The sequence below is a fragment of the Xanthomonas sp. NCPPB 3761 genome, assembly GCF_041475705.2.
Taxonomy (GTDB): domain Bacteria; phylum Pseudomonadota; class Gammaproteobacteria; order Xanthomonadales; family Xanthomonadaceae; genus Xanthomonas; species Xanthomonas phaseoli.
This window is the reverse complement of record NZ_CM191262.1, coordinates 1,972,440-1,993,244: the sequence shown is the minus strand read 5'-3', so window position 1 is coordinate 1,993,244 and position 20,805 is coordinate 1,972,440. Positions and strand designations below refer to the sequence as shown.

The 20,805-nt window shown below is 66.1% G+C and carries 18 protein-coding genes; 5 read left to right on the top strand and 13 right to left on the bottom strand.

What is annotated here, in order from left to right:
- Positions 1 to 109 precede the first annotated feature (109 nt).
- The 3 genes from ACCQ00_RS08810 to ACCQ00_RS08800 all read right to left on the bottom strand — a co-directional run bounded on the left by ACCQ00_RS08810 (position 110) and on the right by ACCQ00_RS08800 (position 2,741).
- Entirely contained in the window at positions 110 to 871 is a 762-nt protein-coding gene (locus ACCQ00_RS08810) for a YdcF family protein (protein WP_039570082.1), read from the bottom strand.
- 106 nt (positions 872 to 977) lie between these two features.
- Entirely contained in the window at positions 978 to 2,105 is a 1,128-nt protein-coding gene (locus tag ACCQ00_RS08805; protein WP_039570081.1) for an inorganic phosphate transporter, read from the bottom strand.
- A gap of 9 nt (positions 2,106 to 2,114) precedes the next feature.
- Entirely contained in the window at positions 2,115 to 2,741 is a 627-nt protein-coding gene (locus ACCQ00_RS08800) for a DUF47 domain-containing protein (protein ID WP_017155088.1), read from the bottom strand.
- 272 nt (positions 2,742 to 3,013) lie between these two features.
- Between ACCQ00_RS08800 and ACCQ00_RS08795 the strand changes: the two genes are divergently transcribed.
- Together ACCQ00_RS08795 and ACCQ00_RS08790 are read left to right on the top strand one after the other, a co-directional pair.
- Entirely contained in the window at positions 3,014 to 4,354 is a 1,341-nt protein-coding gene (locus tag ACCQ00_RS08795) for a hemolysin family protein (protein ID WP_017155087.1), read from the top strand.
- The gene (locus ACCQ00_RS08790; protein WP_039569354.1) at positions 4,338 to 5,006 is read left to right on the top strand and encodes an exopolysaccharide biosynthesis protein; all 669 of its coding nucleotides are present in this window, start codon (positions 4,338 to 4,340) and stop codon (positions 5,004 to 5,006) included. The genes ACCQ00_RS08795 and ACCQ00_RS08790 overlap by 17 nt, the downstream gene beginning before the upstream one ends.
- A 34-nt stretch (positions 5,007 to 5,040) precedes the next feature.
- On the opposite strand, the gene ACCQ00_RS08785 is transcribed toward ACCQ00_RS08790, so the two are convergent.
- Both ACCQ00_RS08785 and ACCQ00_RS08780 read right to left on the bottom strand, forming a co-directional pair.
- A complete protein-coding gene (locus tag ACCQ00_RS08785; protein WP_017155085.1) occupies positions 5,041 to 5,541 on the bottom strand; it encodes a pyridoxamine 5'-phosphate oxidase family protein in 501 nt (166 codons plus the stop codon).
- A gap of 60 nt (positions 5,542 to 5,601) precedes the next feature.
- Positions 5,602 to 6,603, bottom strand: coding sequence for an LLM class flavin-dependent oxidoreductase (locus ACCQ00_RS08780; protein ID WP_039569353.1), 1,002 nt, complete (start codon positions 6,601 to 6,603; stop codon positions 5,602 to 5,604).
- A gap of 422 nt (positions 6,604 to 7,025) precedes the next feature.
- On the opposite strand from ACCQ00_RS08780, the gene ACCQ00_RS08775 reads away from it, so the two are divergent.
- On the top strand, positions 7,026 to 8,372 hold the full coding sequence (locus tag ACCQ00_RS08775) for an MFS transporter (RefSeq protein ID WP_236493365.1): 1,347 nt from the start codon (positions 7,026 to 7,028) through the stop codon (positions 8,370 to 8,372).
- A gap of 222 nt (positions 8,373 to 8,594) precedes the next feature.
- Here ACCQ00_RS08775 and ACCQ00_RS08770 read toward each other — a convergent pair whose 3' ends face one another.
- Together ACCQ00_RS08770 and ACCQ00_RS08765 are read right to left on the bottom strand one after the other, a co-directional pair.
- Entirely contained in the window at positions 8,595 to 10,313 is a 1,719-nt protein-coding gene (locus ACCQ00_RS08770) for an ATP-binding cassette domain-containing protein (protein WP_039569350.1), read from the bottom strand.
- A 93-nt stretch (positions 10,314 to 10,406) separates the two neighbouring features.
- Positions 10,407 to 11,465 (bottom strand): phosphoenolpyruvate carboxykinase (ATP), encoded by a 1,059-nt coding sequence (locus ACCQ00_RS08765; RefSeq protein ID WP_039569349.1) that lies wholly within the window; start codon positions 11,463 to 11,465, stop codon positions 10,407 to 10,409.
- Positions 11,466 to 11,596: 131 nt separating this feature from the next.
- On the opposite strand from ACCQ00_RS08765, the gene ACCQ00_RS08760 reads away from it, so the two are divergent.
- Positions 11,597 to 13,150, top strand: a complete 1,554-nt coding sequence (locus ACCQ00_RS08760) for a B12-binding domain-containing radical SAM protein (RefSeq protein ID WP_039569347.1) — start codon at positions 11,597 to 11,599, stop codon at positions 13,148 to 13,150.
- A gap of 55 nt (positions 13,151 to 13,205) precedes the next feature.
- Positions 13,206 to 14,420: a nucleotidyltransferase family protein gene (locus ACCQ00_RS08755; RefSeq protein ID WP_039569346.1), complete on the top strand. Its 1,215-nt coding sequence runs from the start codon at positions 13,206 to 13,208 to the stop codon at positions 14,418 to 14,420.
- Between the two features lie 94 nt (positions 14,421 to 14,514).
- Here ACCQ00_RS08755 and ACCQ00_RS08750 read toward each other — a convergent pair whose 3' ends face one another.
- The 6 genes from ACCQ00_RS08750 to ACCQ00_RS08725 all read right to left on the bottom strand — a co-directional run bounded on the left by ACCQ00_RS08750 (position 14,515) and on the right by ACCQ00_RS08725 (position 20,804).
- Entirely contained in the window at positions 14,515 to 15,636 is a 1,122-nt protein-coding gene (locus ACCQ00_RS08750) for a glycosyltransferase family 4 protein (RefSeq protein ID WP_017155078.1), read from the bottom strand.
- On the bottom strand, positions 15,633 to 16,763 hold the full coding sequence (locus tag ACCQ00_RS08745; RefSeq protein WP_039583822.1) for a glycosyltransferase family 4 protein: 1,131 nt from the start codon (positions 16,761 to 16,763) through the stop codon (positions 15,633 to 15,635). Before ACCQ00_RS08745 ends, ACCQ00_RS08750 begins: the two co-directional genes overlap by 4 nt.
- 124 nt (positions 16,764 to 16,887) lie before the next feature.
- On the bottom strand, positions 16,888 to 17,586 hold the full coding sequence (locus ACCQ00_RS08740) for a class I SAM-dependent methyltransferase (protein ID WP_017155076.1): 699 nt from the start codon (positions 17,584 to 17,586) through the stop codon (positions 16,888 to 16,890).
- On the bottom strand, positions 17,583 to 18,818 hold the full coding sequence (locus ACCQ00_RS08735; RefSeq protein WP_039569338.1) for an amidohydrolase family protein: 1,236 nt from the start codon (positions 18,816 to 18,818) through the stop codon (positions 17,583 to 17,585). The genes ACCQ00_RS08740 and ACCQ00_RS08735 overlap by 4 nt, the downstream gene beginning before the upstream one ends.
- 12 nt (positions 18,819 to 18,830) lie before the next feature.
- Positions 18,831 to 19,673, bottom strand: coding sequence for a class I SAM-dependent methyltransferase (locus tag ACCQ00_RS08730; RefSeq protein WP_039569334.1), 843 nt, complete (start codon positions 19,671 to 19,673; stop codon positions 18,831 to 18,833).
- 279 nt (positions 19,674 to 19,952) lie between these two features.
- Positions 19,953 to 20,804 carry a Wzz/FepE/Etk N-terminal domain-containing protein gene (locus ACCQ00_RS08725; protein WP_017155073.1) on the bottom strand — a complete coding sequence of 284 codons (852 nt, stop codon included), beginning with the start codon at positions 20,802 to 20,804 and terminating at the stop codon, positions 19,953 to 19,955.
- Between the last annotated feature and the right edge of the window lies 1 nt (position 20,805).

Here is a 20,805-nt window from a genome sequence, read left to right as displayed (position 1 = left end):
GGCCATCGTCAATCTGGAACTGGCAAGCACCGTCGCAAGTACATCAGCCAAGCAGATCCAGCAGCGCACCAGCTGTTACGAATCCCCAATCCCAAATCCAGGCTCCCAATCACAACGCACCAGGCTCGCTAGCCTGCACATTCCACCCCAACCACTGGTAGACCTGATAGCGCGCAATGCCCAGGTATTCGTGCAGGGCCACATCGGCCAGGGTGAAGTTGTAGCTCTGCGGCAGGATCGACCACGTGGCGGTCAGCCAGTCGGCGCGCACCGGTGTGGCCTCGATGCCGAAATGGCGGAAATACAAGTCTGCGCGACGCAGGTGGGTGGCCGAGGACACCAGCGCAATGCGATCGGGCCGGTAGGCGCGCAGCAAGGGCTGGCTGAACTGCGCGTTCTGCCAGGTGTTCATGCTCGAGGGCTCCATGATCAGATCTGCACGCGGAATGCCCAGGCCCAACAAGACACGCTGGTAGACCACCGCTTCGGACAGGCCCAGGCCGCGTGCATCGCCGCCGCTGATCTCGATCTTGCAATCGCCCCCGCTGTGCCGGCATTGCCAGTACAGCCGTGCCGATTCGACGATGCGGCCGTAGGCGAACAGATTGGCTTCGGCCACCGCGTCGCGACCTTCCGGGCGCACGGTGCCGGCACCCAGCAACACGATGACGTTGCGCGCGCCCCACGCGTTGAAGTCGTTGACCCCGGTGCGCTGCAGGTGCTGCAACATCCAGGAGGGCAACGGACCGCACCCCACCGCGAACACCAGCAGCAAGCTGGCCAAGCCCAATCCGCGGGAAAACCGCCGCAGTCCGCGGCGGTCGATCAACCAGGCAAACCCGAACAACACGCACACCAGGGCCAGCATCATCGGGAAAGGGTCTCACTCATGGCATGCGGGCAACCTGCCGGAAGCAGGCCGATACGGCAACGGCAGTGCAGTGTGCCGACGGTGCGTGACCGCAGCGCGGCACCGCTCAGGTCCAGCCGAACAGCTCGAACAGCATCAGGATCAGATACGCCACGCCGCCAGCAGCCGGGATGGTGAGAATCCAGGCCCAGACGATGCGCTCGATCACGCCCAGCCGCAGCGAACGCGGGTTCTTGGCAAAACCCACACCCATGATGGCGGTGGAAATGCTGTGCGTGGTGGACACCGGCATGCCGAAATGCGCCGCCACGGTGAGCACCGTCGCCGAGCTGGTTTCTGCGGCAAAGCCGTGGATGGGGTGCAGCTTGACCATCTTGTGGCCGAGCGTCTTGATGATCTTCCAGCCGCCCGACGCCGTCCCTGCGGCCATCACCACCGCGCAGGTCAGCACGATCCACATCGGGATACCGGCGCCGGCGGCCAGGCCGGTGCCCGGATGCAGGAACGACAACCAGCCCGGCAGGTCGTCCAGCGCGCCGGCCGACTGCGCGCCGATCAGGGTCATGGCGATGATGCCCATGGTCTTCTGCGCGTCGTTGTGGCCGTGCGCATAGCCCATGTACGCGGCCGAGGCGATCTGCGCCTTGCCGAAGAACGCATTGACCCAGCGCGGGCGCGCCAGCCGCCCGATCGGGCCGCCGAGCCTGGACATGCCGGCGATGATCGCCCACAGCAGCACCATCACCGCGATGCCGAGCACGAAACCGGCGATCGGCGAGGTGATCATCGGCACGAACACCTTCCACAACAGGCCCTTGTTCTTGGCCCAGTTGCCGATGTTTTCCGACCAGATCAGCGCGTCCCAGTTGTTGTGCGCCGCGGCCAGGCCGGCGCCGCACAGCCCACCGATCAAGGCATGCGAGGCCGAAGACGGCAGGCCCTTCCACCAGGTGATCAGGTTCCAGATGATGCCGCCCAGCAGCGCGCACAGGATCACCTGCGGGGTGACCTCGACCACGTTGGTATTGAGCAGGCCCGAGGCGATCGTCAGCGCCACAGCGGTGCCGGTCAGCGCGCCGATCAGGTTCATGCCGGCGGCCAGCATCACCGCCCAGCCGGGCGAGAGCACCTTGGTGGCGACCACGGTGGCGATGGAGTTGGCGGTGTCGTGGAAGCCGTTGATGAACTCGAACACCAACGCGGCCAGGATCACCACCAGAACTAAGGTAAGCACGCGGCGACCTCAGCTGTTCTTCAGCACGATCTGGTAGACCACCACACCGGCCTCGCGGCAGCGGTCGATGGCCTTTTCCAGAATCTCGAAGAACTCCTTGAGCAGGAACATCTGCAACGTGTCCAGGCGGCCGGAATAGATGTCGCGATACAGCTCCAGCATCAGCCGGTCGGCTTCGTTCTCGAGCATGCGCAGCTTGTCGTTGAGCGCGGTCATGCGGTCGATGTTCATGTGCGGCAGGTCGGCCACCATCTCCACCACCACCGCGGCGGCCTGCTCCAGCATCGCCGCGCGCGGGGCGAAGTCGATGTGTTCAAGGTGCTTGGTCGCCAGCGAGTAGCGGTCGGCGAACTTCTCCACCTGCTTGGGAATCTTGTACAGCGCCGAGCCCAACGCCTCGATGTCTTCGCGTTCGATCGGGGTCATGAAGCTGTCCACCAGCGCCTGGCCGATCTTGTCGGAGGCGGCGCGTTCGCGCAGGCGGGCCAGCTTGAAGGCGTCCAGCGCCGGTTGGCGGTCGGACTCGCGCATCATGGCGTGCAACGCCTTGGTGCTGTCGTAGGCGGCCTGCGCCGCTTCGTTCAGAAGCGCATAGAACTGCTTGCCGGAACCGAAGATGGTCTGCAACGAGAACATGGGTGGACAACTTCCTGCCGTCGAGGGAGAGACGGCGCCAGGCGCGAATTATGACCGTTCCATGACCTCTCTGGGTATCTCGCGCCGGGAGCGGCCTTCACATCGACATTTCCCGGCTCGAACCACCCTGGGGTTTGCTAACATGCCTGCGCGCCTTCGGGTGCACCCTATGGAAGACGACCCTATCCCCCCGTGTTGCCGCCCGGCCTGTGCGCCCGCCGGTAGCCCCAATGCTCTCCCGCCCTCCCCTTCACTGACCGGGGAAGACGCCCGTGGTTGAGTTTTTGATCGTCATCGCCCTGATCGTGCTGAACGGCTTCTTCGCCATGTCGGAGATGTCGTTGATGACCTCGCGCAAGAGCCGCCTGAAGCAGATGGCCGGTTCCAGCAAGCGCGCCGCGCGGGCCCTGGCACTGGCCGAAAGCCCGGAAAACTTTCTGTCCACGGTTCAGATCGGCATCACCCTGATCGGCATCCTGACCGGCGTGTTCGGCGGCGAGGCGATCGGCGAAGCCATTGCCAGCTGGCTGCAGGGGGTGTTCCCGGCCTTGGCGGGCACGTTCGAACTGGTCGGCAAGCCGCGCCCGTATTCGGTGGTGATCGGCAGCACCCTGGCGGTGGCGCTGATCACGTTCCTGACGCTGATCTTCGGCGAGCTGGTGCCCAAGCGGCTGGCGCTGCGCAATTCCGAAGACATCGCAGGCGTTGTCGCGGTGCCGATGGCCTGGCTGGCCAAGATCGCCGCGCCCGGTGTGTGGGTGCTGGCGCGCTCCACCCGGCTGGTGCTGCGCATGTTGGGCATGGGCAAGGACGAGTCGGCCTCGGTCACCGAAGAAGAGATCCGCATGCTGGTGGCAGAAAGTCACGAGGCCGGCGTGATCGACGCGCACGAGCGCGACATGATGAATCGGGTGATGCGGTTGGGCGATCGCACCGCCGACAGCCTGATGACCCCGCGCAATCGCATCGCCTGGCTGGACGCCAACGCCGAGCCGGAACGCAATCTGCAGGTCATGCGCGAACACGAATTTTCGCGCTACCCGGTATACCGCGGCAGCGACCAGGACATTGCCGGCGTGCTGGAAGTCAAATCGCTGGTCACGCGCATGGATGGCCACGGCGCGCACCTGTTCCAGGCGCTGCGCGACACCTTGTTCGTGTCCGAATCCACGCACGCGATGAAGCTGCTGGAGATTTTCCGCGAAGAACAGCAGTCGATGGCGCTGGTGGTGGACGAGTACGGCGAGATCCGCGGCCTGGTGACCATCAGCGACCTGATGGGCGCGGTGGTCGGCCGTCTGCAGGCGGTGGAAAATACCGACGAAGACGCGCTGGTGGTCACGCGCGCGGACGGCTCGCTGTTGATCGACGGTTCGCTGCCGGTGGAAGAATTGCGCGAAGTGCTCGGTGCCGAACTGCCCGACGCCGACGAAGGCGATTACCACACGCTTGCGGGCCTGTGCATTTACTATTTCGGGCGCATTCCGCAGGCCGGCGAATTCTTCGATTGGGCCGGCTGGCGCATCGAGATCGTCGACCTGGACGGTGCGCGCGTGGACAAGTTGCTGCTGCGCCGGGTGGGCGACGAGGACAGCGATGACATCGTCGGGTGACGGCAGTGCGCCGCGCGATGATGCCAGCGAGCAGATGCGCTACCGCAACGAAGGCATCCGCAGCTTGCTGGCAGCCTTCAGCGAAGGCGATCCGGACCAGGTGTTGCGCGTTCGCGAAATCTTGGCCGACCTGCAGCAAAGCGCCTTCGGCGTGTTCCTGTTTCTTGCGATCCTGCCCTCGTTCATTCCGATCCCTGGCGTCGCCGGTGGCATCAGCGGACCACTGACCATCCTGATCGGGTTGCAGATGATGTGCTGCCTGCGCAAGCCGTGGGTACCGCGCTTCATCGGTGAACGTGGGCCGCGCCGTCGGACCAGCCAACGCTTCGTGGCCAAACTGGGACCGACGCTGCAGCGCCTGGATCGCCTGCTCAAACCGCGGTTGCACGGCATGCTGGACCGGATGCCGGCGCAGCTCCTCACCGGCTTGCTACTGGTGTTGGTCGGCATCCTGCTGACGCTGCCGATTCCCTTCACCAACTATATTTTCGGCCTGATCCTGCTGCTGTTCGCGTTGGCCCTGCTCGAGCGCGACGGTGCGCTGATGCTGGTGGGCTGGGCAGCTGCGCTGATCTCGGTGGCGGTGTTCGGCGTCACCTCCGATCAGCTGGTGGACCTGGTTCGCGATTGGTGGCCGGACGCCTGGCGCTGAGCGCAGCGCGTCCGGCGCGTCGTCTTCGACGCAGTTACTTCAGGTCGACCACGCGGTTGTCCGACAGGCTCCCGGTATCGTCGGTGACCGCCGTCATCACGAAATACAGCGCCTTGCCGAGCAGGCCGCTGGGGCCGTCCCAGTATTCGGCCGATTCGGCACGCACGTGGATCAAGCGCAGGTTCGGGTCGTCCTTGCCGCCCGGGAAGAACACCTTCATCGCCGGCGACCACAGCTCATCGATCTTGGTGCGGTCGTGGACCACGCGCGCGGTGCCGGCCACCGAGACATACGTGTTCTTCGAGGCCGACGCATAGGCCACGTTGACACGCGGATCGGCGGCGATTTCCGCGACTTTCGGGCTGTCGGCGGCGGTGGCAAACCACAGGTCGCCGTCGAACTCGACTTCCTGCGTGCCCAGCGGGCGGCTCACCAGTTTGCCATCGGCCGAGACGGTAGTGAACATCGCGATGTCCACTCCCCGAATCAATTCGGCCAACTGCCTGATGCTCTCGCTGCGTTCCTGAAATTGCATGCTGGTCTTCCCAATGGATGTGCATGCATCACAGCGGATCGCCGCGCAAAGCGGCGTGAATCACGCCAAGGTCACGTCCAGCTCGCGGCACGCGGCCGCGGCGATTTCGAAAGAGCGCAGACGCGCGGTGTGGTCGTAGATGTTGGCGGTGAACAACAGCTCGTCGGGCGTGTGGCGCTCGATGAACTCGGCCACGCCGCGCGCAATCTGCTCGGCATCGCCCAGTACCGTGCAGGCCAGTGCACGCTCCACCCCGGCACGCTCATGCGGCTGCCAGAAGCTGTCGATATCGTCGATGGGCGGCGGAATCTTGCCTGGCTTGCCGCGACGCAGATTGACGAAGCTCTGCTGCTGGGTGGTGAACAGACGCCGTGCCTGCGCGTGCGTGTCGGCCGCCACCACATTCAGGGCCAGCATCACGTGCGGCCTAGCGAGCTGTGCGGACGGGCGGAATTCGCGGCGATAGATCGCCACCGCTTCGTCCATGGCATCGGGCGCGAAATGCGAAGCGAACGCGAACGACAGACCCATCGCGGCGGCAAGGCGTGCACTGAACAGGCTCGACCCCAGCAGCCACACCGGCACTTCCAGCCCGGCGCCGGGCACCGCCTGTACCAGTTGCCCCGGCACCGCCGGCGCGAAATAGCGCATCAATTCGGCCACGTCCTGCGGAAAGTGATCGGCGCTGTCGAAATAGCGCCGCAAGGCGCGTGCGGTGGGCTGATCGGTACCCGGGGCACGGCCCAGGCCAAGGTCGATGCGCTGCGGATACAACGAGGCCAGCGTGCCGAACTGTTCGGCCACCTGCAGCGGTGCGTGGTTGGGCAACATGATGCCGCCGGCACCCACGCGAATGGTCTTGGTGCCGCCGGCGACGTGACCGATCAGCACGGCGGTGGCGGCGCTGGCGATGCCTGGCATGTTGTGGTGTTCGGCCAGCCAGTAGCGCTGATAGCCCCAACGCTCGGCGTGCTGGGCCAGATCGAGCATGTTGGCGAAGGCGTGGGTGGTGTCGCTGCCTTCGCAGACCGGCGCCAGATCGAGCACGGAAATGGGGGTCATCGAATGACTCCGGGAAGAGTGATATGCCAGAGATGGGGCTGGCCCGGCGGCATTGCCAGCGGCTTGTTGGGTGCCGTGAGGGATTACAGCATTCCAGCAGTCGGACAACGCATCGGGCGTACGGCCCTGCCCGACTCGCGACAGCAGCGTTGTTGAGCTTGCTGCCGGCAGGGGCGCTGCGGTTGCGGCTGCGGTGCAGCGCGCTGTTCCTTGGTCGGCGGGGCGCACCTTGAATACCCAATGCCCTCCCGCGACAGACGAACGCATCGACTGCGCGACGAAGCGCGCCCGCTGTGGCATCCGGACGCTGGCTATGATGACGCCGCCCTGTTCGCGCCTATGCCTGCCCATGTCTTCGAGTCCTTTAGCGCCCCCCCGAACAGCCCTCGGCTTCGGCGCAGATCGCCGCCCGGATCGAGCGGCTGCCGGCCAGCGCCACGCTGTGGCGGTTGGTGGGGCTGCTGGCGCTGGGCGGGTTCTTCGAGTTGTACGACCTGTTCCAGACCGCCTACATCAGCCCCGGGCTGATTGGCGACGGCATTTTTGCCAGTGGCGCGGACGGGGCGTTCGGCATGTCCGATCAGGCCGCATTCGCGGCGGCCACCTTCCTTGGGCTGTTTGTCGGTGCCGCGCTATTGAGCCCGTTTGCCGACCGGTTCGGGCGTCGCCCGGTGTTTACCTTCGCCTTGATCTGGTACACCGCGGCGACCGTGGCGATGGGTCTGCAGAGCACTGCCAGCGGTGTGATCGTGCTGCGCTTTGTGGTCGGTATCGGGTTGGGAATCGAACTGGTCACCATCGATACGTATCTGTCCGAACTGGTACCGCGGCACATGCGCAGTGCGGCGTTTGCATTTGCATTTTTCGTGCAATTTCTGGCGGTCCCCACGGTCGCGCTGACCGCATGGATGTTGGTGCCGTCCGCGCCGCTGGGGGTGAGCGGCTGGCGCTGGGTGGTATTGCTCAGCGGCGCGTTCGCGCTGGCGATCTGGTGGCTGCGCAGCCGCTTGCCGGAATCGGCGCGCTGGCTGGCCGCACACGGCCGCCATGCGGAAGCCGATGCAGTGGTGACCGAACTGGAAGCGCGCTGCACGCGCGATGTGGGTGCGCCACTGCCCGCACCGCAGGCGGCCACACCCGCGCCGGCCGGTGTGATGCCCAGCACGCCACTGTGGCGTGCGCCGTATCGCGGGCGCATCGGCATGTTGATCGTCTTCCATGTCTTTCAGGCGATCGGCTTCTTCGGTTTCGGCAACTGGTTGCCTGCGCTGATCTCGGCGCAAGGCACCGGGGCCGGGGTAACCAAAAGCCTGGCCTACGCGTTTGCGATCTCGTTGGCCTACCCGCTGGCGCCGTTGCTGCTGCTGCGTTTTGCGCAGCGCTGGGAAAACAAATGGCAGATCACCGCATCGGCGCTGGGCGCTGTTCTGTTTGGCGGGCTGTTTGCGTTGCAGCATCAGGCCGTCGGCATGGTGCTGTGCGGGGCGATGGTCGCGTTCTGCAACGCGTGGATGAGCTTTGCCTATCACGGCTATCAGGCCGAGCTGTTCCCGACCGGCCTGCGTGCCCGTGCCGTGGGCTTTTGCTACTCCTTCAGTCGCCTGTCCACGGCGGTGAGCAGCGTGCTGATCGGCTGGTTGCTGACGCAGGTTGGCAGCCATGGGGTGCTGGCCTTCATCGCGCTCAGCATGTCGATCGTGGCAAGCGTGATTGCCGCATTCGGGCCGCGCACGCGCAATCGGACACTGGAAGACATTGCAGGTGAGTGAGGATGATGAAACGCCCGCGCAAACGCCAGGCGTGTAAGCCACTGTGTTAGGTGGGAATTGGCGCACCTCGGTGCGTGCCTGGCAACGGCCGCGGCTCTGTCAGCAATAGCGGATCAGGCAGCAGCCGGCGGATCTGATCCGCCACCGCTCCATCGCCACAAGCCGTTGCGTCACCCTCTACCCCGGGGTGATTGCCCCGACTGGTTGCCAGCCGATGACGCGTCATCGTGCGCTGTGCGTTGCCAGTTCCCCCGTGCCGGCGTGTCCCGTTTCGAGAGGTGCGCTGCCCAGTGTCACCGTACGGTCTGCCACCGCGGCCAGGCTGGTGCGATGCGACACCACCACCAGCGCGCTTTGCGGCAGGCGTGCGCGCAGGGTGCTCAGCACCTGATGTTCGGCATCGGCATCCAGGGCGCTGGTTGCTTCATCCAGGACGGCCAGCGTCGGTCGACGCAGCAACACCTGCGCCAGCAGCAGGCGTTGCAACTCGCCGCCGGACAGGCGCCCGCCCTGCGCATGAATCGGCGTGTCCAGACCGTGCGCATCGCGCTGCAGCCGTGCACACAGGCCGACATCCGCAAGCGTCTCCCACATGCGTGCATCAGAGGCATCGGGCAGCGCCCACTGCAGGCACTCGCGCACTGTGTGCTGCCAAGGCCGCACGCCCTGGCCGATGTAGGCGCTGTGCCGCACCAGATGCCGATACGCGGAGAACGTCAGCCGACGTCCGCCCATGTGCGCCACGAACTGCGCCGGCGGCGTCTGGCCGGAGAGCACATCCATCAGACTGCTCTTGCCCACGCCGGAAGCACCGACCACCAGGGTCATCCGGCCTGGAACCAGCAATATCGATTCGATCGCGCGTTGGGGCAGCGGCAACGCCAGCCCGATGTGTTCGATATGCAGCGCAGCCGGCAGTGGTTCGGCCATTGTTTCCGGGACATGTACCCGCGCAGCCCCCAGGTCGACATAGCGGCGCCACAGCTGCAGCGCCGGCCACGCAGAACGCAACTGCTGAAGACTCTGCCGCGTGGTGACCAGGTACGGCAACAGACGGCCGAGCAACAGACTGACGGTGATCAGCGCAGCACGATCGCCCTCCTGCCATCGATTGGCCAGCACCAAAATGCCGGCGATGACGATTACCGCAGTAAGTTCCAGCAGCAGGCGGCTGCCGGCGACAAGTGCTTGCTGTTGCGCATACCCGTGCCCCAGTCGCGCGGAAATGCGCTCGTAATGGCGGGTTTCGAGGTCTTCGCGCTGAAACGAGCGCACGTGGCGCAGGCGACGCGGAAAATCTTCGCTCAGCCAGAACAGCTGGGTCATGTCCGCCACGTACGCGCGGCTGATGCGTGCCTGTGCGCGACTGCTGGAGAAGCGCAGACCCAACCAGGCCAGCACCGCCAGCAATGGGGCGCTGATCAACAGCGCAGGTGCGATCAGCACCGCGATGCACAGGCTCACCAGTGCAGTGATGGCCGCGACCAGCAGCTGCAGCACGGCGCTGAAGCCTTGCGTGGCGATCTCGATGTTGTACGTGAGCACGTTGGCGATTTCTGCCGAGCTTGCCCCGGACAAGGCCGGCAATGGCGCATCGATCAATGCCGCATGCACGCGTGCGCGCAGGCCGATGGCATAGCGGCTGGTCAACTGCGCGGCCAGCCGTGCGCTCTGCCAACGCAGCACGGCAAACAGCAGGCTCACCGCAATGAACACGCACGCCTGCATCGCCAGCCCGCCCGGCAAGGCCAGGCGATAGCCCGCCAGTTGCACGCTGTGACCTGGCTGCACCAGCGGCAGTAGACACACCGCCACCACGCTGCCGGCCAACGCGGCAACCAGCGACAAGGCGACGTAAAGTGCAATCGCCGGCATGTCTGCCGGCACCAGAGTGCTCGCGAACTGGTGCAATACCGCGCACATGCGCCGGCCGTCGGTCATCGCCAGCCGCTCATGCGTGCGCAACCTGCAGGCGCTGGCGCGCGATGAGGATCTGCCGGCCGATGGCGTTCCAGCACGCTTGCAGACAACCACTCATTGCAACAGCTGCAGCAGCGCATCCACCGATGCCTGCGGATGCGTGCCGCGGTGCAAGGTGAACATGCCGATGCGCTGCACCTGTTCGACAAAGCGCTGCCAGCCGGGCTGACAGGCGGCGTAGGGTTGATCGTGGGCCAGGCAGGCGGCGACGTGCTCGCCAGGCACCGCGATCAGGCGCTGTGCCGATGCGATGGCAGGCTTCCTGGACACCATCACGACCGCATGCAACTGCATGGGCTTGGGCGCGAGATGCGCGTGGCGATGGCGGAGATCGACCTCGAATTTTTCTACGCCGCTGCGGCGCCGGATCACTGGCGATGCGCTGATCCACGCACGCGTGGGCGCATCGACCAGGCCCAGCGCTTCGGCACGCAGGTGCAGGAAATTGGCCACACCGGTGGTGAGCAGGCTATCGGGTGCCACAAAGACACCGTCTTCGGCGACAACGTCCAGCCCATGCAACAGGCTGTGCAAGACCAAGGTCGATTTGCCCGCACCGCTGGCGCCAAGCAGTAACACGCTGCGTCCGCGGTGCCCCACACAAGCACCATGCAGTGGCACCAGCCCAATGCCGCGCGCAGCCAGCAGGAACACGGCGAATTCGATCAATTCGTAACGTACGTGATACGCGTGGGCAAGCATGTCCTCGGACACCACCAGCATCGCGCGGCGCTGTGGCACCGAGAGCATCAGGTAATTGCAGGCGTCCATGACACCACACAGCAGGCCGCCGCTGGCGTGCGTGCGCACCGGTGGCGGCTCGGCATCGGTGCGGCCCGGCGCACGCGGCAGCAGGTCCAGCGTGACATGAAATTCCGGAGCGCCCGGCAGCCGATGCGCAGGCAAACCCGCGTAGGCGGCATCGACAAGCGCCAACAATGCTTGGCTATCGCTCTGGAAATGGAACAGCGCCCCGAGAATCTGCCGGCGCACGCCCAACCGCCGCGGACGATGTTCGCCGAACGGATCTGCCGCTACGGCTGCCTGTGTGGCGATGGCAGCGGAGCCATCGCTCAACGACGTGTGTTGCGCCCGTGCAGCCGACTGCGGCATGCCTTCATCCGATGCATTGAATCAGCCGATGGGTGCCGCGTTTTAGCAGAAAGGTTGCCTCGCCCAAGCCGTGCCCGCATGCAACGCGACGCAACCAAAGCCCCATGCATGCGCACCTACTGCCGAGCCGAATGCCGGTACCTGCGCACGCCGCTGCTGCGCCCGCCTGGCGAGAGAACGAGAGCCTTGTGCAGATGGTAAAGATCCAGGTCAGTCATTCGTATTTCCTGCGTTACGACCCCAAGCAATGGGAGCGCGGCAAGCCGTATCCGCCATTGGCAACGCTGCAGATCGCAGCGCTGCTGCGCGAACGTGGGCATGCAGTGAGCTTGTTCGATGCCATGCTGGCCGACGATGTAGAGGACTACACCGCTGCGCTGCACGCTGCGCGGCCGGAGCTGGTGGTGTTCTACGAAGACAACTTCAACTTCCTCACCAAGATGTGCCTGAGCCGGATGCGCGAGGCTGCCTGCCGCATGATCGCGCAGGCCCGTGCCGCCGGCTGCCGCGTGCTGGTGGCCGGCTCGGATGCGTCCGACAACCCGGACGCGTTCCTGGCCGCAGGCGCGCATGCGGTGTTGATCGGCGAAGGCATCGCCCCGTTGATCTCGTTGCTGGAACGCATCGAAGCGACGCCGGATATCGACACTGAGCATTGGCTGGCAGGGGTTGCGCAAATTGCCGCCAGCCAGCCGGCGGCAACGCGCGTGCACCCCGGCGCGCAACCACCGGACGCACGCCTGAGCGGCCTGCCGGCATGGGACCTGGTCGACATGCCGCGCTACCGGCACTTCTGGCAACAACGGCATGGCCATTTCAGCTTGAACATGGCCGCCTCGCGCGGTTGCCCATTCCGTTGCAACTGGTGCGCCAAGCCGATCTGGGGCAATCACTACAAGCGGCGTGGCGCCGAAGAGGTGGCCGCCGAAATGATTCACCTCAAACGCAGTTTTCGCCCCGACCATATCTGGATGGCCGACGACATCTTCGGCTTCCATATCGATTGGGTGGAGACCTTTGCGCAGCACTTGTGCGATGCCGATGGCACGGTTCCCTTCACCATCCAGACCCGCGCCGACCTTGCCAGCGAACGCATGGCCGCAGCCTTGGCGCGCGCCGGTTGCGTGGAGGCCTGGATCGGCGCGGAAAGCGGCAGCCAGCGCATTCTCGACAAGATGACCAAGGGCACCCAGGTCGGCGAGGTCATTGCCGCGCGCGAGCACCTGGGAACGCACGGCATCCGCGTGGGCTTCTTCATCCAGCTGGGCTATCTGGGCGAGGAGCTCGACGACATCCTGGCCACGCGCGCACTGGTGACGCAGGCCAATCCGGACATCATCGGAGTCAGCGTGTCGTATCCCCTGCCCGGCACCAAGTTCTACGAGGAAGTGAAGAATCAGCTGGGCAGCAAGACGCATTGGCAGGATAGCGACGACCTGGCGATGATGTTCCGTGGGGCGTACGACTCCGAGTTCTATCGCAGCGTCCGCGATCTGCTGCACACACAGGTCGATCTGCAACAGGCGCGTGCTGCGATGACGGCGGATGCGTTCGCGCAGGCGTCGGAGCAACTGGAAGCACGCTGGTCTGCCTTGATCGCCGGTGAAAGCCGGCACCGCAGCGAGCCGATGCCCCCCAGTGCTGCGCATCAGCCACGGCAACTGCGCACCGTCCTGGTGGGCTAGCGCTCGATCGTTCCCACACGCTTCCTTCGACACTTTGTCTGACCGGACCACGCGCATGCCCCCTTCCCTTCGCACCATCAAGCACCGCCTGCACACGGCGACCGAACGGCTGGCTGTGGAGCTCGCCCAGCCGGGCGATGCAGTGCCGCAATGGGACCGGCTGCAGTGGCAGCTGGCGGCAGCGGCGGCGGCCGCGCACGGCATTTCGCCACTGTTGCAGCGCCGCTCGTTGTGGCAGAACGCCGAATGGAATGCCTTCCTGGGCGAACAGCGCAGCCATGTCGAGGACCGCCATCGGCGTATTGCGCTGCTGCTGACGCGTATCGATGCCGCTGCCCGCAACGTGGGCATCGCGCTGGTGGGTCTGAAGGGCACCGCCTTGCATCGACTGGGGGTGTATCTGCCTGGCGACCGCCCAATGGCCGATCTCGATTTGCTGGTGGAACCCGACGACGCGCCGGCAGCGGCGGCGTTGTTGTGCGAACTCGGCTATGTCGCTTCCTTCCAGCAGTGGAAGCACCAGGTCTTCAAGCCGCAGCACGGCGAGGCAGTGGCCGGGCTGGGCGAACACCGCGATGCGCCGATCAATATCGAGCTGCACACGCGCATCCAGGAGCGCTTGCCGGTGCGGACTGTGGAAATCACCGCAAGAATCCAGCCGGAGCGGCCGCAACCGGGCTTGAACCCCTATCCATCGATCGGCGCATTGATGTGTCATCTGCTGCTGCATGCGGCCGGCGGCATCTGCCACCGCACCATTCGCCTGATGCATCTGCATGACCTTGCATTGCTGGCAACGCGCATGGGCCCGCGCGATTGGGAGCACTTGTGGGAAGACAGCGCCATGCCGCCATGGTGGGCGTTGCCGCCACTGTTGTTGCTGCAGCGTTATTACCGCGCTGTGGTGCCGGCCGCGGTGATGGCGCGCCTGCATGCCGACTGTCCTGCGCTGCTGCGCATGCGAGCAGCCCGGCAAACGCTCACTGCCGCATCGTGCTCGAATCTTTGGTTATCGGCGCTGCCGGGTATCGAATGGTCGCGTTCGTTGGCCGAAGCCCGGCAGTATCTGCACAGCCGTGTGGTGCCTTCGGCAGAAAGCCGCAGGGAGCGCGCCGACATGCTGCAGACCCAACTATGGCTGCAGGACCAGCCGTGGGTGCGCCACACCCAGGCGCGGCGCTTGGTGACGCGCCTGACCAGACCGGTGCCGCGCACAGACATGTTGTACGTGGTGCGTGCGGCACTGGATGGCTATCTGCAGCCGGCGTAAGCCTGCACCAAGGACTGTTGTCGCCAGCATGCTCCTCACTCGAAGCACGGGCGCACGAGATCACCGACGATAGCGCCCTGCCTTGCCGCGCACATCAGCGCAGGTGAGGCAGCGGCCGCTGCTCGCACAGCTGGCGATACACCTGCTCGAACAGGCGCGTGGTCAATGCAGCATCTTCGCGCACGGCGCGGCACTGCGCCGCCCAGGCAAGGCGCAAGCGCAGTTCGTCGTCGCCGAGGACCTGGCGGATGGCCTCTGCCATTCCGGCCCAGTCGCCCAGCGGCACCGCCAATGCGCAGGCAGGAGCCCATTCGACCAGATGCCCCACCGCAGTTCCTACCGTAGGAATCCCCGCAACGGCAGCCTCCAGCAGCACCAGCGGCCCGGCTTCGTGCAGCGAGGACAGCACCAGCAGATCGGCCGACAGCATGATCGGACGCAACGCGCGCTGGGTCTTGAAGCCGAGGAAACGCACCTGTTGCTGCAGGCCGAGCTGCTGCACCAGGCGCTGCATGGCACCGTCCAAGGTGTCGACGCCCACCATGTCCAGGGTGAAGGCAACGCCGGCGCGCTTGAGCGCGGCCATTGCCTGCAACAAGGTGGCCTGATCCTTGACCGGATTGAGGCTTGCCACATGCAGCAGGCGCGCGGTCGGCCCGGTGCGGGCGCGCGGCGCTGCCGGTGGCCAGGCGCGCAGATCCACGCCCAGCGGCACGCGTTGCGCAGCGATGCCCAGTGCCTGCAGCGAATCGATGATGGGCGCGCTGGCCGCCGTGACCTGGTCGGCAAGCCGCAGGATCACCGCCTCGCGCAGACGCCCGCGCCATTTGCGGCGGCCGCCATAACCGATGCGATGCAGGGCGATCAGCTCGCCGCCGGCGATATGCACCACGCTCGGACGGCGCAACAGCTTGGCGGCGGTCACCGCGATCAAGCTGCAGTAGCCGGAAAAAATCGCCTGAATCACGGCGAACGGTGCGCGCCGGTGCTCATCGCAGATGGCGGCAATCGCGCGCAGCCGCGTGCGGCGCGCGCCGATGTTATGCACCGTGGCACCGCGCAGGTGCCAGGTGCCCGGTTGCGGCTCTTGATGCAGCACGAACACGTGTACGTCATGGCTGCGTGCCAGCCACTCGATCAAGGTCAGGAACACCGGGATCACGCGGACTTCCCCGCTCCGATCCACCCCACCTGGCACCACCAATGCCAGCTTCATGCAGTGCGCTCCGGCGGGGTCGTGCGTAATTGCGCATAAGCCTGCGCCCAGCGCCGGCCCACCGCGGCAAACGACAGGCGCGCGTCGAAATGGGCGCGTACCTGTGCACGCGAGGGGCATTGCCGACTGACGCGCAGCAACAGTTCCGACAATGCCGATGCATCGCCGACCGGCCACAACTCGCCCACTGCGCCGTCATCGCTGAGCGCACGAAACGATGGAATGGCCGTCAGCAGCGGCAGGCACCCGCAGGCGTAGGCTTCCAGTGCAGCATAACCGCAACTTTCTGCATGGCTGGCAGACACGAATACATCCGCCGCACGCAGCAGTTCCTGCACGCGTGCGTGCTCGACCTTGCCGAGCAAGTGGACGCATCGGGCAAGCTGTGGGTCGGCACGCAGGCGCTGCTGCACCTGCGCCAGCAGTGGCGCCTGGTCGAACACGCACCATAACCGCAGACCGGGCAACAGACGCGCCGCCATGGCCACCGCGTCGAGTACACAGAGCGGGTCCTTGGCTGGACTGAAATGGCCGATCCACACCACACATGGGTCGCCGTGCACGCGCGTCTGCTCGCGTGCCTGCAATCGGTCGCCAGCGGTAAAGCGGCTGCTGGATTCTGGGATGGCAAACAGCTGCGTGCTGCGGCGAAACAGGCGCGCACGCACGAACGGCTGCGCCAGCTCCAGCGAAGTAAACGCGATGCCGGCTGCGGCCGCGTAGCGTGCGCGCCACAGGCGTCTGGCCCACCAGCGTGGTGGCCGGTTGGCATGATCCTGCAGCAGGATCGGCAACTGCGGCAGCAGGCACGCCAGGCGCTGCGCGTCGCCGGCAAATTCCAGACCGTGCACATGCAGCACATCGGCAGCGATCTCGTGCAGCAATGCAGCAAGCGTACGCGCGCGGACTGCGCTGCCACGCTGGTGCAGATCGGCGAAGCGGTAGTCCACGCCCGCGCGGCGCATCCGGGTGTCCAAGGCAGAGGCCTGGATCACCGACACCTGCACGCCAGCACTGGCGACAGCTTCGGCGATGTCTGCCAACGATGGCCATTGGGCGAATACCTGCTCCGCGCTCAGGCCATCGGGCGTGGGAACCAGGTTCAGGTGTGCGACGTGCAGGCTCATTGGGCCGGCAGTGTTTGAACGCAGATCGACGCAACGTCGCTGCCGTGTACCGCTGCGGCCGCAGCGTGCCGCTGATGGGCACTCCCCAACGCACAGGACGCCACTGCGGCGTTCAAGATCCTGCTCACGCGACCCGTCTCAGCCGTAGCACCAGCGCAACCGGCACCTGCAACGCCATCTGGTCGAAACGCGCATCGGCCGGGATGTCCGCGGGGTCCAGCATCGGCTCGGAGACGGCTTCGATCGCGAACCCGAGTGCGGTGCATGCCCAATGCCAGTGGCTGTAGAGATGCTGGGTATGGCGGACCGCATAGCGCTGCCCATCGGCCTTGAAGTCGCGCCGCCAGCCCAGTGCGTGGCCGATCGGATGGACGTCGCTGCACAGCACGATGCCGCCGACACGGGTGACGCGATGCAGTTCTTCCAGCGCCGGCCACAACTGTTGCAGGTGTCCCACCACCAGACCGCACACGCTCAGGTCGGCCACCGTATCGGCCAGCGGCAGATGATCCAGGCTGCCTTGTTGCAAGGCGATGCGTGCGGCCGGCCAGTCCTGTGCGAGCTCGGCACCGGCACGGTGCAGCATCTGCGGCGACAGATCGACCCCGGTCACTCGCCGGGCGCCACGGCGCAATGCATGCAGCATGTAGCGGCCGCTGCCGCAGCCGGCGTCCAGCACGTGCTGGCCCTGCAGGCTGGCCGGCATCAATGCGAGCATGGCGCGCTCTTCGGCCAGCATCACCGGGTTGTGCGCGTGCGGTGGATACGCCTGCGCCCACAGCGCGTAAGCGGCAGCTGGCTCGAGCACCGGCACTGCGCTCATGCAAGCGCCCCGTTGGCAGCCAGCGCGTGAGTCACCTGCGCGGCGGCCTGCGCCGGCTGTTCCTGCGTTACAAGCTGAAGACCGGGTTCGAGCGCCAGCACCGCCGGATCGGCCAGCGCGGCATCGAGCAATTTTGGCCGTCCATCCAGCAACACCGGCACCGTCTGGATGCCGGCCGCGTCGAACCACGCTGCAAAATCCGGATCGGCGATGCGCGGCTTGCCATCGCGAATCACCGCACGCAGGTCGCTGCGCGTGCAACCGATGATGCTGCTGGCAGGCTCGCCACCGCGGTCGCGCACGATCAACACATCTGCAATGGCTTCAGGCGCAAGGCGCCCACGCGTCGGCATGCGCAGGATGCGCGCGGCGTCACCGGTGACCATGCCAAGCAGTTGGTCCGGTGCCAGCCCGCTCGCGCTGGCGATCCGCAGCTCTTCCAGCAGGTCGCGCGCGCCGCTGACGCGCGAATCGTTGCCCAGCGCCAGCCGGCCGGCCATGCACAAGCGCCAGGGATCGAGCGTGCGGCCGAGCAGCGCCTGGTTGCTGGAAGGACACCACACCACGGCTGCGCCACGCGCGATCACCCGCTCGATATCTTGTTCACCCATGCCCACGCCGTGGATCAACACCGTGTTGGCGGCCAAGCAGCCGAGCCGGTCGAGTTCGTCGAGCTCGGCACGCGCCACCGCATCGGTGCCTTCGGCCAGATGGATCATCCAGGGGTGCGCTGGCAGCGTCGCGGCAAAGCTGTGTTGTACGGGCGGGCCGTAGCCTGTCCAGCCCAACGCGTAGCTCCAGCCGAAGTCGCGCAGCAGGCTCACCGGGAAGTTGCCTTCATCCAGCGCGGCTTGCCATGGATCGTGCTGGGCCACGCAGGTGGCGCCGGCCAACAGGTTTTTCAGACCACCATGGCGCAGCCGTACCGCCTTGGGCACGCGCAGTGCGGCGGCCACGTCCGGATGCTGAAAATGCGCTTGAAATGCCTCGATCCACGCATAGCTGTTGCGGAACGGTGCGGCCTGCGGCAGCGGCGGTACGCAGTTGACCTGCAGATGTTCGTGCGCATTGATCAGGCCTGGCGCCAAAACATGCCCTTGCAGATCCATGCGCACGGTACCGGCGCCGAGCGTGCCGCCGAAGCGCCCCGCACGGATGGTCACTGCGGCACGCGAGAGACCCGCCTGGGTGATCGCGCGTGCGCCGTGCAGGCAGACATCGGCCATGGCCATCGACCGCTCCCCTCAGCGCTTGCGCATCACGATCAGGAAGTGATCGCCCGTGTCGCGCAGCAATGGCAGCCCGCCCCACCGGTCGTCGCAGCGTCCCAGGCGCTCGGACAGGCGTGGATTGCGCTCGCAAAACTCCACCAGATACGGTGGCGGCAGGAACAGGCTCAAGGCGCGATAGCTTTCCAGCACGAAATGCTTTTCGAATGCGCGGTAGAACTCCCGCGGCAGGTGGTACCAGGTCCAGATGGTGTGGCCGTTCATGCCCACCGCAATTGCCCCCTTGGCGGCACGCACCGCCGCGCGCCTGAAGCGCCCGCGCAAGGCGTAATGGCCGATTTCCCACGGGCAGATCCGTCCGATCACCGAAAACACCAGGCAGCCGTCCGGGCGCAGCAGGCGCGCGCATTGCGCGGCGACGGCCGGCAGATCCGGCGCGCAATTGAGCGGGCCGAAGTTGGAGTACATGCCATCGAAGCTGCCCTCCAGCCGATCGAGTTGCTGGATGCCGACATGTGCGGCGGTGAGGCGTTCTTGCAGCCCGTGCGTGGCAGCGCGCTGGCGGGTGCGCTCGACCATTGCCGGCGACCAGTCGGTGGCCAGCACGGAATATCCGCGGCGTGCGAATTCGCCAGCATCCAGGCCGGTACCGCAGCCCAGATCGACCAGCCGCGACCCCACCGGCAACTCGCTCGCGACCGTGTCCCACAGCGTGGTGCGCATGCGCTGGATCAGCGCGTTGTTGCCGCGGGGGCCATCGTAGTCTGGAGCAACGCTGTCGAACGCACGTTGCGTTTCCAGCAGTTGCTCCGGCGCGACCGTGCCGCCCCGCGCCGCATGCTCACTGAGTGACGACATGCGCAGCCTCCCAGACCCGTCCTGATGTTTTCACCACGCTCTCCGGTCGCAACGCCCAACGCGGCATCGTTTGATAGACCCGTGAGTGCGCGATGGTGCCGGTTTGGTTGCAGCGCGGTGGATGGTGGCCGAGCTGGCTCAGGCAATCACACCCGACATGCCGGCATTGGCTACCGCGACACATGCGATGCACGGCTTCACCTTCGTTCTCATATCGCCCGGGGCCTGCTGCTTGCGCAAACCCATTCGCCCGGGTTGCGCCAAGGTCCCACTGCAGCGTCACGCACCAACCGGTGCACGAGTCCGCGCACGACGACGCACCGCATTGCGCAGCACCGCGGCCAGCACGCTCAGTCCCGCCCCGGCAAGCAGGCCCGCTGCCCAAGCCGTGATCGCGTTCGGAAATGCCTGGCGGTCGGGCACGTACAGTGGCCACGCCAGCGAGGTCTGGTAGGTGTAACGCGTGGTGAGCCGGGCAACCAGGTCGTCGCGCTCGCTCTTCAAGGCGCGAATCGTGGTGTTGCTGTCGGTCAGCAATACGCCCGCCAGTACCTGCGTGGGTGTGGCCGAAGCCGCTCCCTGCCCGGCCTGCAACTGCCGCTGCAGCTGCTCGCGATTGCTGGTGGCTGCGCGTAGATCCTCGCTCAAGCCTTGCAGGCGTGCGCGCGCAAGCTCCAGCGCAGCTGCGTTGGTGTCGCCGTGCAGCATCCGCAGCTGGGTGACGGTGGCCATGGCCAGCGTGCGTGCCTGCTGCGCCGACTCGGCGCGGATGGTCACGCCGATCAGGTTGGCGTACGGGTCGGGGTCCGGCTTCAGGCTGCCGCGATACAGCTGCGCGGCGCGGCCATCGAGCGGCACCTGCGCCTGACGCAGCACCGCATCCTGAAACAGCCGCGTTTTCATGCGATCGATCACGCGCTGAAACGGTTCGACCTTGGGGTCGCGGCCAGCAGGGGTCGGGCCGATTTCGCCCACCTGGATCCACGCGGTGGCCTCCCATTGCGGTTTGGCCAGGCGGGTGAAGGCGAAGGTCAGGCCCAGCACCACGAGCAGCGCTGCCGCTGCCCAGCGCCATTCCCGGCGCAGGATGCGCCACAGGTCGATCAGGTAGATTTCGTCGTGTTGATGCATG